This is a genomic window from Sphingomonas sp. (assembly GCF_036388435.1).
Taxonomy (GTDB): domain Bacteria; phylum Pseudomonadota; class Alphaproteobacteria; order Sphingomonadales; family Sphingomonadaceae; genus Sphingomonas.
Genome location: NZ_DASVRV010000018.1, coordinates 20,289 through 33,131, shown reverse-complemented (window position 1 = coordinate 33,131; position 12,843 = coordinate 20,289). Strand labels below are relative to the sequence as shown.

At 71.6% G+C, this 12,843-nt stretch carries 13 protein-coding genes and 1 other RNA gene; 7 read left to right on the top strand and 7 right to left on the bottom strand.

The window, feature by feature from the left end; genetic code table 11:
* The first annotated feature begins 2 nt into the window (after positions 1 to 2).
* Positions 3 to 452 (top strand): hypothetical protein, encoded by a 450-nt coding sequence (locus VF592_RS04920; protein ID WP_331004498.1) that lies wholly within the window; start codon positions 3 to 5, stop codon positions 450 to 452.
* Between the two features lie 72 nt (positions 453 to 524).
* Entirely contained in the window at positions 525 to 1,946 is a 1,422-nt protein-coding gene (locus tag VF592_RS04915) for a hypothetical protein (protein ID WP_331004497.1), read from the top strand.
* Positions 1,947 to 2,053: 107 nt separating this feature from the next.
* Here the strand turns inward: VF592_RS04915 and ssrA are convergent.
* Positions 2,054 to 2,425: a transfer-messenger RNA gene (gene ssrA / locus VF592_RS04910) on the bottom strand.
* A gap of 40 nt (positions 2,426 to 2,465) precedes the next feature.
* On the opposite strand from ssrA, the gene VF592_RS04905 reads away from it, so the two are divergent.
* Together VF592_RS04905 and VF592_RS04900 are read left to right on the top strand one after the other, a co-directional pair.
* Positions 2,466 to 2,897 carry an Rrf2 family transcriptional regulator gene (locus VF592_RS04905; protein WP_331004496.1) on the top strand — a complete coding sequence of 144 codons (432 nt, stop codon included), beginning with the start codon at positions 2,466 to 2,468 and terminating at the stop codon, positions 2,895 to 2,897.
* Positions 2,898 to 2,962: 65 nt separating this feature from the next.
* On the top strand, positions 2,963 to 4,762 hold the full coding sequence (locus tag VF592_RS04900; RefSeq protein ID WP_331004495.1) for a DUF885 domain-containing protein: 1,800 nt from the start codon (positions 2,963 to 2,965) through the stop codon (positions 4,760 to 4,762).
* Between the two features lie 123 nt (positions 4,763 to 4,885).
* Here the strand turns inward: VF592_RS04900 and VF592_RS04895 are convergent, their stop codons facing one another.
* Positions 4,886 to 5,164, bottom strand: coding sequence for a chorismate mutase (locus VF592_RS04895; protein ID WP_331004494.1), 279 nt, complete (start codon positions 5,162 to 5,164; stop codon positions 4,886 to 4,888).
* 108 nt (positions 5,165 to 5,272) lie between these two features.
* On the opposite strand from VF592_RS04895, the gene VF592_RS04890 reads away from it, so the two are divergent.
* Positions 5,273 to 6,283 (top strand): polyprenyl synthetase family protein, encoded by a 1,011-nt coding sequence (locus VF592_RS04890; RefSeq protein ID WP_331004493.1) that lies wholly within the window; start codon positions 5,273 to 5,275, stop codon positions 6,281 to 6,283.
* A 342-nt stretch (positions 6,284 to 6,625) separates the two neighbouring features.
* Here the strand turns inward: VF592_RS04890 and VF592_RS04885 are convergent, their stop codons facing one another.
* A complete protein-coding gene (locus VF592_RS04885) occupies positions 6,626 to 6,943 on the bottom strand; it encodes a helix-turn-helix transcriptional regulator (RefSeq protein ID WP_331004492.1) in 318 nt (105 codons plus the stop codon).
* On the bottom strand, positions 6,940 to 7,875 hold the full coding sequence (locus tag VF592_RS04880; RefSeq protein WP_331004491.1) for a cation diffusion facilitator family transporter: 936 nt from the start codon (positions 7,873 to 7,875) through the stop codon (positions 6,940 to 6,942). The genes VF592_RS04885 and VF592_RS04880 overlap by 4 nt, the downstream gene beginning before the upstream one ends.
* Positions 7,876 to 8,041: 166 nt before the next feature.
* Here VF592_RS04880 and hrpB point away from each other — a divergent pair, with 166 nt between their 5' ends.
* Positions 8,042 to 10,525, top strand: a complete 2,484-nt coding sequence (hrpB, locus tag VF592_RS04875) for an ATP-dependent helicase HrpB (RefSeq protein ID WP_331004490.1) — start codon at positions 8,042 to 8,044, stop codon at positions 10,523 to 10,525.
* A 10-nt stretch (positions 10,526 to 10,535) separates the two neighbouring features.
* Complete coding sequence (locus VF592_RS04870) at positions 10,536 to 10,823, top strand: NADH dehydrogenase ubiquinone Fe-S protein 4 (RefSeq protein WP_331004489.1); 288 nt, start codon at positions 10,536 to 10,538, stop codon at positions 10,821 to 10,823.
* Here VF592_RS04870 and VF592_RS04865 read toward each other — a convergent pair.
* Genes VF592_RS04865 through VF592_RS04855 form a run of 3 tightly spaced genes read right to left on the bottom strand, consistent with a single transcriptional unit; the run spans position 10,816 to position 12,817 of the window.
* The gene (locus VF592_RS04865) at positions 10,816 to 11,334 is read right to left on the bottom strand and encodes an NUDIX hydrolase (RefSeq protein WP_331004488.1); all 519 of its coding nucleotides are present in this window, start codon (positions 11,332 to 11,334) and stop codon (positions 10,816 to 10,818) included. The two genes, VF592_RS04870 and VF592_RS04865, sit on opposite strands and share 8 nt — an antisense overlap.
* Complete coding sequence (locus VF592_RS04860; RefSeq protein ID WP_331004487.1) at positions 11,331 to 11,999, bottom strand: TPM domain-containing protein; 669 nt, start codon at positions 11,997 to 11,999, stop codon at positions 11,331 to 11,333. The genes VF592_RS04865 and VF592_RS04860 overlap by 4 nt, the downstream gene beginning before the upstream one ends.
* Positions 11,999 to 12,817, bottom strand: a complete 819-nt coding sequence (locus VF592_RS04855; protein WP_331004545.1) for a TPM domain-containing protein — start codon at positions 12,815 to 12,817, stop codon at positions 11,999 to 12,001. Before VF592_RS04855 ends, VF592_RS04860 begins: the two co-directional genes overlap by 1 nt.
* Positions 12,818 to 12,843: the final 26 nt, after the last annotated feature.

Genomic DNA, 12,843 nt, shown 5'->3' with positions numbered 1-12,843 from the left:
TCATGCCGCTCTGGCTGCTCGCTTCGCACAGGCTGCGCGGCTCGCTCGACTGGCGCACCGAGGGTCGTATCGGCGAGGCCACGATCCTGTTCGACTGGTGCGTGTTCCTTCCCGCTCTTTACGCCGCTTCCTTGTGGCGGACCCTTCCGCGCCGCGCCGTCCTGCTTCGCACGCTCGGCCTGTGCTGCGCAGGCCTGTGGGTCGCGGGCCTGCTCGTTCCCGATACCGCCGAGCACCTGCTCGCCCGCCTGGGCCCGCTCCGCTATGTCGGCGTGGCGGCCGCGCTCCTGGTCGAAGGCGCGCTGTTCGTGGCCACCCTCCGCCTGATTTTCTCGGGCCGCGCCGACGCGCCCTCGCTCGAACGGCTTGGCGCTCCGCCCTTCCTCGCTCGCCTCATGCTGCTGGAAGCGCGCTTCTGGCGTTGGCTGTGGTCGCATATGCGCGGGGGCTAGCCTTCTACCCCTTCCCCGTTCGCCAGAATCGGCTAGGGCGGCCCGCGCATGTTCGGACCCACCCACTAGACCATGGCCCGCGACGACCGCGCGGCGACCCTGCCCTGGATCGGGGTGGCCCCCCATGCCCCCTATTTCATCGACGAGCACGGCGCTCCCTGGACGCCGATCGGCCAGAACGACGCGATCTCCTGGGTCGAGTTCGAGGGGCTGTTCCGCCGCCGCGATCTTCCCGCGGTCGAACGCCATCTCGCCTATCTCAAGGCGCACGGCGTCACCTGCCTCCGGCTGATGGTCGAATATGCCCAGGTCCGGCACCGCTATTTCGAGCGGCCGGCGGGGGTGTTCGTCCCCGCCATGGTGACCCTGTGGGACGATCTGTTCGCGATGTGCGAGCGCGTCGGGATGCGCATCCTGCTCACGCCCGTCGACACCTTCTGGATGTGGCTTCACTGGCGTCACCATCCCTGGAACCGCGCCAATGGCGGCCCGCTCGCCCATCCCTCGCGGATGCTGCTGTGCGGCGATACCCGCACCGCGATCAAGGCGCGGCTGAGCTTCATGGTCGAACGCTGGGGCGGGTCGGGGGCGCTCTTCGCCTGGGATCTGTGGAACGAGATCCACCCGGCCCAGGCGGGCGACAGCGCCGACTGCTTTCCCGAATTCATCGCCGACCTGTCGCACCATGTCCGCGCGCTGGAGGTGAAGCTCCACGGCCGCGCGCATCCGCAGACGGTGTCGCTCTTCGGCCCGGAACTCTGGTGGCGGCCCGAGCTCCCGCTCGCCGACCCGATCTTCCGCCACCCCGATCTCGATTTCGCGTCGATCCACATCTATCGCAGCGGGGCGATCGACCATCCGCGCGATACCGTCGCGCCCGCGGTCGCGATGGGCAAGGTGGTGCGCGACTGCCTGAACGAGATCACCGACGGTCGCCCCTTTCTCGACACCGAACACGGCCCGATCCACAGCTTCAAGGACAAGAAGAAGACGCTGCCCGCGCCCTTCGACGACGAATATTTCCGCCATATGAGCTGGGCGCACCTGGCGTCCGGCGGGGTCGGCGGCGGGATGCGCTGGCCCAATCGCCGCCCGCACACGCTGACCCACGGAATGCGCGAGGCGCAGCGCGCCATGGCCGATTTCCTGCCGCTGCTCGACTGGTCGCGCTTCGCCCGGCGCAACGTCTCCGGCGCGGTCGGCGCCACCCATTTCCACCGCTTCGCCTGCGGGGACGGGAATCAGGCGCTCCTGTGGCTGCTCCGCCGTCGCGCGCTGGGCGCGGACGGTCGCGTCCGCGCCGACATCGAGCCGATCGCTCCCGTCGTCACCATCCCCGGTCTGGCCGACGGCCGGTGCGCGGTCGTCGGCTGGGACACGACCACCGGCTGCGAGGTCGACCGTTTCACCGCCGATGCGAAGGGCGGGCGGCTGCGCTTCACCCCCGCCCCCATCGGCCCCGACCGCGCCTTCGCGGTCCGGCGGATCGACTAGCCTGGGTTCGCCGCCGGATCATGAGTGGGGAGCTTCTGTTGCTCGGTGCCCTAAGCTCTCGGAGAAGTCCGGGGGGATTCTGTTGCTCGGCCCCCCCGGCGGCCGCCGGTTTCCACTTCTGTTACCCGGTGTGGTCCCTACCGTGCTTTTGTCCGATGTAACCTAAACCGTGAGGTTCGGGTTACGCGGCAATCGCGAGTGCTTCGTTATCGTTGGCACTTGTGTAATGGGCCGTCGCGGTGGTCCCATTCCGAGCGAAAACTGCGCCTTTCAACACACGTCGATCCTAGTTCGGCCCCTCTAGCTGAGCCGCTCGGCCGGCACGCTTGGATAGCGTGCTGGCTTAGCGGCTCACCTGGTGGAGCCGCCGGGTACTGCCCCCGGGTCCGCTGCGCCTAGTTCACGCAATATTTTATCGCCATAGCCGGGCGAACCCGGCACCCGTCGATATAGGGCAGGATCGCCCGCGCCGCAATTCCCGCCTTTTCCCTGCCATCTTGCGGGTTTAAAGGATCGTGGATGTTGACCCAGCGTTCCCGCTACGCGCTTCGCGCCATGCTGTTCCTCGCCGAACAGCCGGCCGGCTGCGCGCCCGTGGCGATGACGCGGATCGCCGCCGGCGCCACCGTTCCGCGCAAGTTCCTGGAACTCATCCTCGCCGATCTGCGCGAGGCCGGGTTCCTGCTTAGCACCCGCGGCAAGATGGGCGGCTACCGCCTCGCCAAGCCCTCTCACCTCATCTCGATGGGCGAGATCATCCGCGTGATCGAAGGGCCGCTCGCGCTCGTCCCCTGCGTCAGCCGCACCGCGTATCGCCGCTGCCTCGACTGCAAGTCGGAGGCCGATTGCGCCATCCGCGTCGCCATGATGCGGGTGCGCGACGAGACCGCGCGCATCCTCGACGGCACCAGCCTGGCCGACGCCACCGCGAGCGACCTCGTCGCCGCCTGAGCGCGGTTGCCACCCTCTTCTCCGCGTGGAACAAGCCGTCCGATAGAAAATCGGAGAGCTTGTTCATGGATCGTCGTACCTTCGTCCTGTCGGGAACCGCCGCCGCCCTGTGTCTCGGCAAGGTCGCTCTCGCGCAGGTCTCCGCGCAGGGCAGCCCCGATGCGCGGCTGAACGCGCTGTTCCAGCGCATCTTCGACGACACGGTCGACCAGAGCCCCGAATTCGCGACCGGGCTGGGCCTCGACAAGGGTGCCCGCGCCGGGCTCAAGAGCCGTCTCGACGACGCCTCGCTGGCCGAGCGCGCCGCCGATCTCGCCCGCACGCGACGCTGGCTGGCCGAGCTGGACCGGTTCCCCGCGGCCGGCCTGACCCCGGCGGCGGCCCTCAACCGCGAGATCGTGCTTTACGGCCTGCGCGCGGGCACCGTCGCGTCGGGCGAGTTCGGCCTCGACTCGGTGATCCGCCCTTATCGTATCTTCCAGCAGGGCGGCGCCTATTTCGAGACCCCCGATTTCCTCAACGACACCCACACGATCGAGAACGGCGCCGACGCGGAGGCCTATCTGGCGCGGCTCGACCAGTTCGCGCGCGTGCTCGACCAGGATATCGAGGTGCAGCGCGCCGACGCCGCGCGCGGCTATGTCGCGCCGGCCTGGTCGCTGGAGCTGACCCTGGGCCAGATCGCCAAGCTGCGCGGGGTGCCCGCGCGCGACAGCAACATGGTCACCTCGCTCGCGCGCCGCGCCGCCGCGAAGAATGTCGCGGGCGACTGGGCCGGCCGCGCCGCGCGCATCGTCGAGGCGCGGGTCCACCCCGCGCTCGACCGCCAGATCGCGCTGATCCGCGACCTCATGGGCAAGACCCAGGCGGGCGACGGCGTCTGGCGGGTGCCGCGCGGCGACGCGATCTACGCCGCCGCGCTCAGACAGGCGACCACCACCGACTTCACCCCCGATCAGGTCCACAAGATGGGCCTCGAACAGGTCGCGCAGATCAGCGCCGAACTCGACACGATCCTGCGCGCCGAGGGGCTGACCCAGGGCAGCGTCGGCCAGCGGCTCGCCCAGCTCAACAAGCGCCCCGACCAGCTTTATCCGAACACCGCGGAAGGCCGCGCCGCGCTGATCGCCTCGCTCAACGAGGGGGTGCGCGACATGACCACCCGCCTGCCGCGCGCCTTTTCCGAGCTGCCGAACCAGCCGCTCGAAATCCGCGCGGTGCCCGTCGAGATCCAGGACGGTGCGTCCAACGGCTATTACCGCCGCGCCGCGCTCGACGGGTCGCGCGCCGCCATCTACTTCATCAACTTGAAGGACACGGGCGACTGGCCCAAATACAGCCTGCCCGCGCTCACCTATCACGAGGGCGATCCGGGGCATCACCTCCAGATCTCGACCTCGCAGCTGTCCAAGGATATCCCGACGCTGCGCAAGATCGGTTTCTTCGGCGCCTATACGGAGGGCTGGGCGCTTTATGCCGAGGAGGTCGCGGCCGAACTGGGCGCCTACAAGACCCCGCTGGAGCGCGCCGGCTATCTCCAGAGCTTCCTGTTCCGCGCCGCGCGGCTGGTGGTCGACACCGGCATCCACACCAAACGCTGGAGCCGCGAACGGGCGACGCGCTACATGGTCGACACGACCGGCTTCGCCGAGCCCCGCTCGCAGCGCGAGGTCGAGCGCTACTGCACCCAGCCCGGCCAGGCCTGTTCGTACAAGGTCGGCCACATGGCCTGGGTCCGCGCGCGCCGGAACGCCGAAAAGGCGATGGGTCCGCGCTTCGACGCCAAACGCTTCCACGCGCTCATCAAGGAGGGCGCGATGCCGCTGTCGATCCTGGAACGCCTGGCGGCGGAACGCATGGTGTGACTTCCCTTTCTCCTCCCCCGCCAGGGGGAGGGGGACCGCTCGCGTTCTTCACGCGAGTGGTGGAGGGAGAGGACTCCCCGACGTCGAGCGGTCCCCCCCCACCTGGCGGGGGAGGAGAAAACATCACCCCCGCATCCGCTCGTGGTGGCGGATCACCTCCTCGATGATGAAGCGCAGGAACGCCTCGGAAAAGGCCGGGTCCAGCTCCGCCTCTTCCGCCAGCCGCCGCAGCCGCGCGATCTGCGCCTCCTCGCGGCCGGGATCGGCGGCGGGCAGCCCCGCCTCGCGCTTGTGGCGCCCGACCGCCTGCGTGACCTTGAACCGCTCGGCGAGCAGGTGGACCAGCGCCGCGTCGATATTGTCGATGCTCCGGCGATATCCGCGCAACAGCTCGTCGCTCATCCCGTCCCTCCCGGTGACACATGACACTCGCATGCGCTTTGCGCCCGTGCGCGTGCACCGCGCAAGGCTTGCGTTCGCCGCCCGCGCCCGCCACATCGCGGCCACGCCATGACCGCCGCCGTTCACCGCCTCCGCCCGGGCCAGCCCTCGCTCGATCCCCTGATGGCGCTCGTCCAGGGTGACATGAACGCGGTCAACACCGTCATCCTCGACCGGATGCAGTCGGAAATCCCGCTCATCCCCGAACTCGCCGGCCATCTGATCGCGGGCGGGGGCAAGCGGATGCGGCCCATGCTGACGCTCAGCTCGGCCCGGCTGATCGGCTATACCGGCACCCGCCACCACCGGCTCGCCGCCGCGGTCGAGTTCATCCACACCGCGACCCTTCTCCACGACGACGTGGTCGACGGCTCGGACCTGCGGCGCGGCAAGCGCACCGCCAACATCATCTGGGGCAATCCCGCCAGCGTGCTGGTCGGCGACTTCCTCTTCTCGCGCTCCTTCGAGCTGATGGTCGAGGACGGCAGCCTGACCGTCCTCAAGATCCTGTCCAACGCGTCGGCGGTGATCGCGGAGGGCGAGGTCAACCAGCTCACCGCCGCGCGGCGGATCGACATCGGCGAGGACCGCTATCTCGACATCATCGGCGCCAAGACCGCCGCGCTCTTCGCCGCCGCCTGCCGCATCGCCGCCGTCGTCGCCGAGCGCCCGGAAACGGAGGAGCGCGCGCTCGACGCCTATGGCCGCAACCTGGGCATCGCCTTCCAGCTCGTCGACGACGCGATCGACTATGTCTCCGAGGCGGGGGTGATGGGCAAGGACGCGGGCGACGATTTCCGCGAAGGCAAGATGACGCTCCCCGTCATCCTGGCGCACGCGCGCGGCGACGCCGAGGAGCGCCGCTTCTGGAAGGACGCGGTCGAGGGCCGCCGCGCCTCCGACGAGGATTTCCTTCACGCGGTCCACCTGGTCCGCAAGTCCCGCGCCGTCGACGACACGCTCGCCCGCGCGCGCCATTACGGCCAGCGCGCGATCGACGCGATTGCGGGGTTCGGCGGAGGTCGGGCCAAGGACGCGATGGTCGAGGCTGTGGAGTTCGCGGTCAGCCGGGCCTATTAGCGGCCAGGCCCGCTAAGTTGCGCGACGCGCAAGGCCCGGCTCGGCCGACGGGTCGGCGCAGCCGATCCCGTTCGACGTCACGACGGCGGCTTTGCCGTTGTCGTGCTAGGACCGATCGACATTCGGCATGGTGTCGTGACGAGGTTCACGCGAAGCCGCGAAGATGGAAGGCGAACGGCATCGCGGCTTGAGCGCGCCCGATAATCGGTAAATCCCGGCATCCTCCGCGCCTCCGTGCGGCCCGAGTCTTCTTCGCGCCTTTGCGCCTTCGCGTGAACATTTCGGCCGACGACGATACCCGCCCGACGGCTCGGATGAATGTCGATCCGGCCTAGCCCCGGATCAAGCCGCCTCGCGAACCTCGATCCGCCCCGCCCCACCATGACGCGGCTCGATCACCACCTCGATGTCGTGCCCTAAGGCCCGCAGACATTCCTCCAGCTTGACTTGGCTGATGTCGTCGAGCTTGCCCCGGGTCAGCAGCGACAGCTTGGGCTGCGAGATCGGCATCATCGCCGCGGCCTCGCGCTGCGTCAGTCCCATTTCCGCGATCGTCTTCTGAATACGGAGCGCGAGCTTGGCCTTTACGACATAGCCCGGCTCCAGCCGCAGCTCGTCCAAGACGCTATGTGCCGGGGGCGTCACATGCGTCTGCATCATCGATCGATACCGGACGCGGGATGATTGCTCAACAGTGCCGACGCCTCCACCTGCCCCACCGTCACCTCCAAGGTCGCATGGCCGATCCCGAACCGGTCGCGCAGCACCCCGCGCGCCTCCTCCAGAAAGCCGTCGCCCGGCGACCCGCCCGGCATCAGCAGATGCGCGGTCAGCACCGGCTCGGTGGTCGAGATCGGCCAGATATGCAGGTCGTGGACCCCGGCGACCCCCTTCATCGCCATGAGCGCGGCCCGCACCGCCTCGGGGTCGATGCCGCGCGGCACCGCATGGAGCGCCATCTCGACCGTCTCGCGCAGCAGCCCGCCCGTCCGCCACAGGATCAGCGCCGCGATGACCAGGCTCGACAGCGGGTCGATCCATAGCGCGCCCGTGCGCCAGATTACCAGCCCCGCGACGACCACCCCCGCCGACACCGCCGCGTCCGCCGCCATGTGCAGGAAGGCGCCACGGACGTTGACGTCGCCGTGCCGCCCCCGCGCGAACAGCAGGGCGGTCGCGCCGTTGACGAGGATGCCGACCGCCGCCACCCCCGCGACCACCCCGCCCATCACCGGCGCGGGTTCCGCCAGCCGCCGCGCCCCTTCCCAAATGATGGCGCCTAACGCGACCATGAGGAGCACCGCGTTGAGCAGCGCCGCCAGGATCGTCGACCCCTTCCACCCATAGGTGTACCGACCCGATGCGGGCCGCCGCGCCAGCGCCGCCCCGCCCCAGGCGACCGCCAGCCCCAGCACGTCCGACAGATTATGTCCCGCATCCGCCAGCAGCGCGACCGATCCGGTCCACAGCCCCGCTCCCGTCTCCGCGACGACATAGGCCATGTTCAACCCGATCCCGATCGCGAAGGCGCGGTCGTGGTCGGCGGGCCCGTGATGATGGCCATGGGCATGATGATCGTGATGCGCGCTCAATCGCCACCTCCCGGCCACCGCCCCGCGCGGCACCGTCGCGCAGGCTGTCCTACAAGCCCCGCTTCTGACAAGAGCGGATCATGTCCGTCGGCGAACCCGCTATCGCTACTCGTTCGCAACCGGAATCGACCGTTTCGCCTGAACTTCCAGTGAAGTTACGATCTCCATGACCGCCATCCTGCCGATCGAACAGGTTCTCCCCGACCTCCTGGCCGCCCTGCGCGATCGCCCCAATGCGGTGGTCGTCGCTCCGCCCGGTGCGGGCAAGACCACGGCCATCGCCCCCGCCCTGCTCGCCGAGCCCTGGTGCGCCGGCGAGATCCTGCTCCTTTCCCCGCGCCGCCTCGCCGCCCGCGCCGCCGCCGAGCGCATGGCCGCCCTCGCGGGCGAGCCGGTCGGGCGCACCTTCGGCTATGCCACCCGCCTCGATTCGAAACGCTCCGCCGCGACCCGCGTCACCGTCCTGACCGAAGGCGTCTTCGCCAACCGCATCGGCGCCGACCCGGAACTGGCAGGCGTGTCGGCGGTGCTGTTCGACGAGGTGCATGAGCGCAGCCTCGACGGCGATTTCGGCCTCGCGCTCGCGCTCGACGCGCAGGGCGGGTTCCGCCCAGACCTGCGCCTCGTCGCCATGTCCGCCACCCTGGACGGCGCGCGCTTCTCCGCGCTGATGGGGGACGCGCCGCTGATCGAGAGCGAGGGCCGCAGCTACCCGCTCGAGCTGCGCCACCTCGGCCGCGCCGCCGAGCTCAGGATCGAGGATTCGGTCGCCGGGGCGATCCGCCGCGCGCTGGCCGAGACCGCGGGCGGCATTCTCGCCTTTCTCCCCGGCGTCGCGGAGATCGAGCGCGTGGCGGAGCGGCTGGCCGGCCTGCCCGACCACATCGTCCTCCACCGCCTCCACGGCCAGCTCGACCCCGCCGCGCAGCGCGCCGCCGTGGCGCCCGACGCGCAGGGCCGTCGCAAGCTCGTCCTCGCCACCGCGATCGCGGAAACCAGCCTGACGCTCGACGGTATCGGCGTGGTGGTCGATTCGGGCCTTGCGCGCCGCCCCCGCTACGACCGCGCCGCCGGGCTGACCCGCCTCCACACCGAACGGGCGAGCCAGGCCGCCGCCGTCCAGCGCGCCGGCCGCGCCGCGCGCCAGGGGCCCGGCGTCGCCTATCGCCTGTGGGAGGAGGCGGCGACCGCTGGCTTGGCCGCTTTCGACCCGCCCGAGATCCTCGAAGCCGATCTGTCGGCGCTGACCCTGGCGACCGCGATCTGGGGCGTGCTCGACCCGCGCGACCTGCGCTGGCTCGACCCGCCCCCCGCCGCCGCGGTCGCGGAGGCGCGCTCCCGCCTGGCGACGTTGGGCGCGATCGACGCGGACCACCGTCCCACCCCGCACGGCCGCGCGGTCGCCGCGCTCCCCATGCCGCCCCGCCTCGCCCATATGCTGCTGCGCGCGGGCGCGCTCGGCCTCGCCGACACCGCCGCCCGGGCCGCCGTGCTCCTCGCCGAACGCGGACTCGGCGGCCCCGACGCGGACTTGGAAACACGCCTGCGCCGCTGGCACACCGATCGCGGCGCCAAGGCCCAGGCCGCGCGCAAGCTAGCCGAGCGCTGGGAACGTCTCACATCTCCCCTCCCTGGAAAGGGAGGGGTCGGGGGTGGGTGGACGGGATACGGTGAATCTGGAAGCAAGATCGGCATCTGCCTCGCCCTCGCCTATCCCGACCGCGTCGCGCGCCGCCGGGACGCCTCGGGCGAGAACTGGGCCTCGGTCGGCGGACGCGGCTTCCGCCTCGACGCCGCCGCCGCGCTCGCCCGCGCCGACTGGCTGGCGGTCGCGGAGACGCAGGGGTCGGCCGCCGGCGCCCGTATCCTCGCCGCCGCGCCGATCACGCAAGCCGAGGTCGAGACGCTGTTCGCCGACCGCATCGAACTCCGCCGCACGCTCGCCTTCGATCCCGCCACCGGCGCGGTCCAGGCGCGGCGCGAACGGCGCCTGGGCAGCCTGCGCCTGACCACCGGTCCCGACGGCGACGCCGATCCGGCGGCGGTCGCCACCGCGCTGGGGCAAGGCGTCCGCGACCACGGCCTCGCGCTCCTGCCCTGGCCCGCCTCGGCGACCGAGCTGCGGACGCGCGGCACCTTTGCCGGGATCGGCCTGGACGACGCGACGCTGCTCGCGCGACTCGACGAATGGCTCGCCCCGCTGCTCGCCGGCCGCCGCCGCCTCGACCAGCTACCGCCCGCCGCGCTGACCGACGCGCTACGCGCCTTGCTCGGCCGGGACGGCCAGCGCCGGCTCGACGCGCTCGCCCCGCCCGACTTCGTCAGCCCCGCCGGGTCTCGTCACCCGATCGACTGGCTGGCGGAGGGTGGCCCGCGCGTCGAGCTCCGTCCCCAGGCGCTGTTCGGCCTCGCCGTCCACCCCGTGGTCGGCACCGACCGCGTGCCCCTCGTCCTCAGCCTGCTCTCGCCCGGCGGGCGCCCGATCCAGACCACGCGCGACCTGCCCGGATTCTGGACGGGAAGCTGGGCCTCCGTCGCCAAGGAGATGCGCGGTCGCCATCCCAAGCATCCCTGGCCCGACGATCCCGCCGCCGCCCCTGCGACGCTCCGCACCAAAAAGGCGGATGCGCGCGGCGCCGGACCGCGCTAGACGGGTCGGCATGTCCGTCGCGATCATCCAGAAGCGCCCCCAGCTCGGCACCGAACATGGCGGCAGCCGCGTCGGCCAGTGGCAGCTCTCCTTCGACCGGGCGCAGCCGCTCCGCGCCGATCCGCTGACCGGCTGGGCCGGCGGCGGGGGCGACACCCGCGCCGACCAGGTGCGCCTGACCTTCAACTCGCCCGAGGAGGCGATCGCCTATTGCGAACGCCAGGGCCTGCAGTTCGAGGTCGTGCCGGACCCGCCCCGTCGCCTCCAGCTGCAAAGCTACGCCGACAACTTCAAATAAGGCCGCTTCCCAGCAGGGCGCCGCCGAGCACCACGAGCAGCTTGGCGTCCATCGCCAGCCCCTCGCGCCGCTTGGCCTCGACGAAGGCCGGCAGAGCCGCCACCGCGACCCGGTGGACGGTGATCGCCTCGCCGTCCACGCCCCCGCCCGCGCCGACCCGCGTCAGCCCGGTCGCGCGCACCAGCGTGAACGCCTCCGACGTCATCCCCGGCGAGGAGTGGAACCGCCCCAGCCGCTCGACCCGTGCGGCGCGGTAGCCCGTCTCCTCCTCCAGCTCGCGCGCCGCCGCGGCCTCGATCGTCTCGCCCGCGCCGTCGTCGCCGATCAGCCCCGCGGGCAGCTCCAGGCAGCGCCGCCCGACGGGCACGCGATATTGCTCGACGAGCAGCAGGTGACCCTCGTCGATCGCGACGATCACCGCCGCCTCGATGCCCCGGGCGCGGACCGCGTACTCCCATGTCCCCTCGACCTCGACCGCGAGGTAGCGCCCCGCCCAGACGCGCGCGCTCACAGCTCCACCAGCCGGTCGGGCAACTCGTTCGCGTCGCCTGCGGTGCGCGGGAAATGCTCGGCGAGCACCGCGCCGATCCGCTCCACCGCCGCCGCCATCCCCGCGCCCGGCCGCCCGTCGCGGGTCGCCGCCAGCAGCACTGCCATCGCCTCGCCCCAGACCTCGGGCGTCACCCGCGCATGGATCGTTTGGTCCGCGACGATCTCGGCCCGGCGCTCGGCCAGCGACAGATAGAGGAGCACGCCCGTCCGCGCTTTGGTACGATGCTCGGCCGCGGCCCGGAACAGCTCGACCGCGCGCCGCCGCACCCGCCTGGCCTCGGTCGCGCCCGGCGTCAGCGCGAGCCGGAGCGGCATCCAGGCGAGCAGCAGCCGCATGAGCAGAAAGGTCGCCGCGACCAGCACCAGCGCCGCCGCCAGCAGCCCGCCCGTCGGCGACCGCGTCGCCCAGGGATCGACCAGCGCCCATCCCCGCTCGGCGATCCGGGGGAACGCCGCCAGCAGCGCGAGCATCCCCAGCATCGCCAGCACCGCCCAGTGGAGCGCCACGTCGTGATAGGCGTCCGACCGCCCGGCGACGATCGTCACGATCTCGCCGTCGCTCAGCGCCTCCGCCGCCGCGACCGCCGCGCTGACCGCCGCGTGATCGGCCTCGCTCAACCGCATCACCAACTCCCCGACGCCCCGCCGCCGCCGAAGGACCCGCCGCCGCCGCCGCCGAACCCGCCGCCGCCCCAGCCACCACCGCCGCCCGAGCTGCCGCCCCCGAAACCGCCACCCCCGAAGCCACCACCACGCCCCAGCTCGTTGCCGATCGACCACAGCACGATCGGCAGGCTGCTCCCCCCGCCGCCGCGATAACGCCGCCCGCCCCGCCCGCCGCGCCCGCGCAGCATGGGCAGCACGACGACCGCGAACACGATCACCCAGAAGATCAGCGACGCCGGCACCCCGCCCCCGCCCCCACCCCCGCCTTGCGCCTGCCGCCGGTGCGTCCGGTCATATTGCGCGATCGCCGCGTCGGTGCGCGCCTTGGCCTCGTCGGGGCCGGCGCGCAGCTGGGCGGCGAGCGCATCGGCGCCCGCGACGATGCCGCCGGGCAGGTCGCCCGCCTTGAAGCGCGGCAGGATGCGCTCGCTGACGATAACGCTCGCCAGCGCGTCGGTGACCACCGGCTCCAGCCCGTAACCGACCTCGATTCGTACCTTGCGCTCGCCGGGCGCGACCAGCAGGATCGCGCCGTTGTTCACGTCGCGCAGGCCGACGCCCCAGGCGCGGCCCAGGCGATAGCCGTAATCCTCGATCGGATAGCCCTGCAGGTCGGGCACCGTCGCGACCACCAGCTGGCGCTTGCTGTCGCGCTGGAGCGCGTCGAGCCTGGCGGTCAGCGCCGCCTCGGTCGCGGGCGGCAGCACGTTCGCCGCGTCGACGACGAAGCCCGTGAATTTGGGAAAGGTCTGCGCCCGCGCCGTCCCGGCCACCATGGCCAGGAACAGCAGCAGGGCGACGC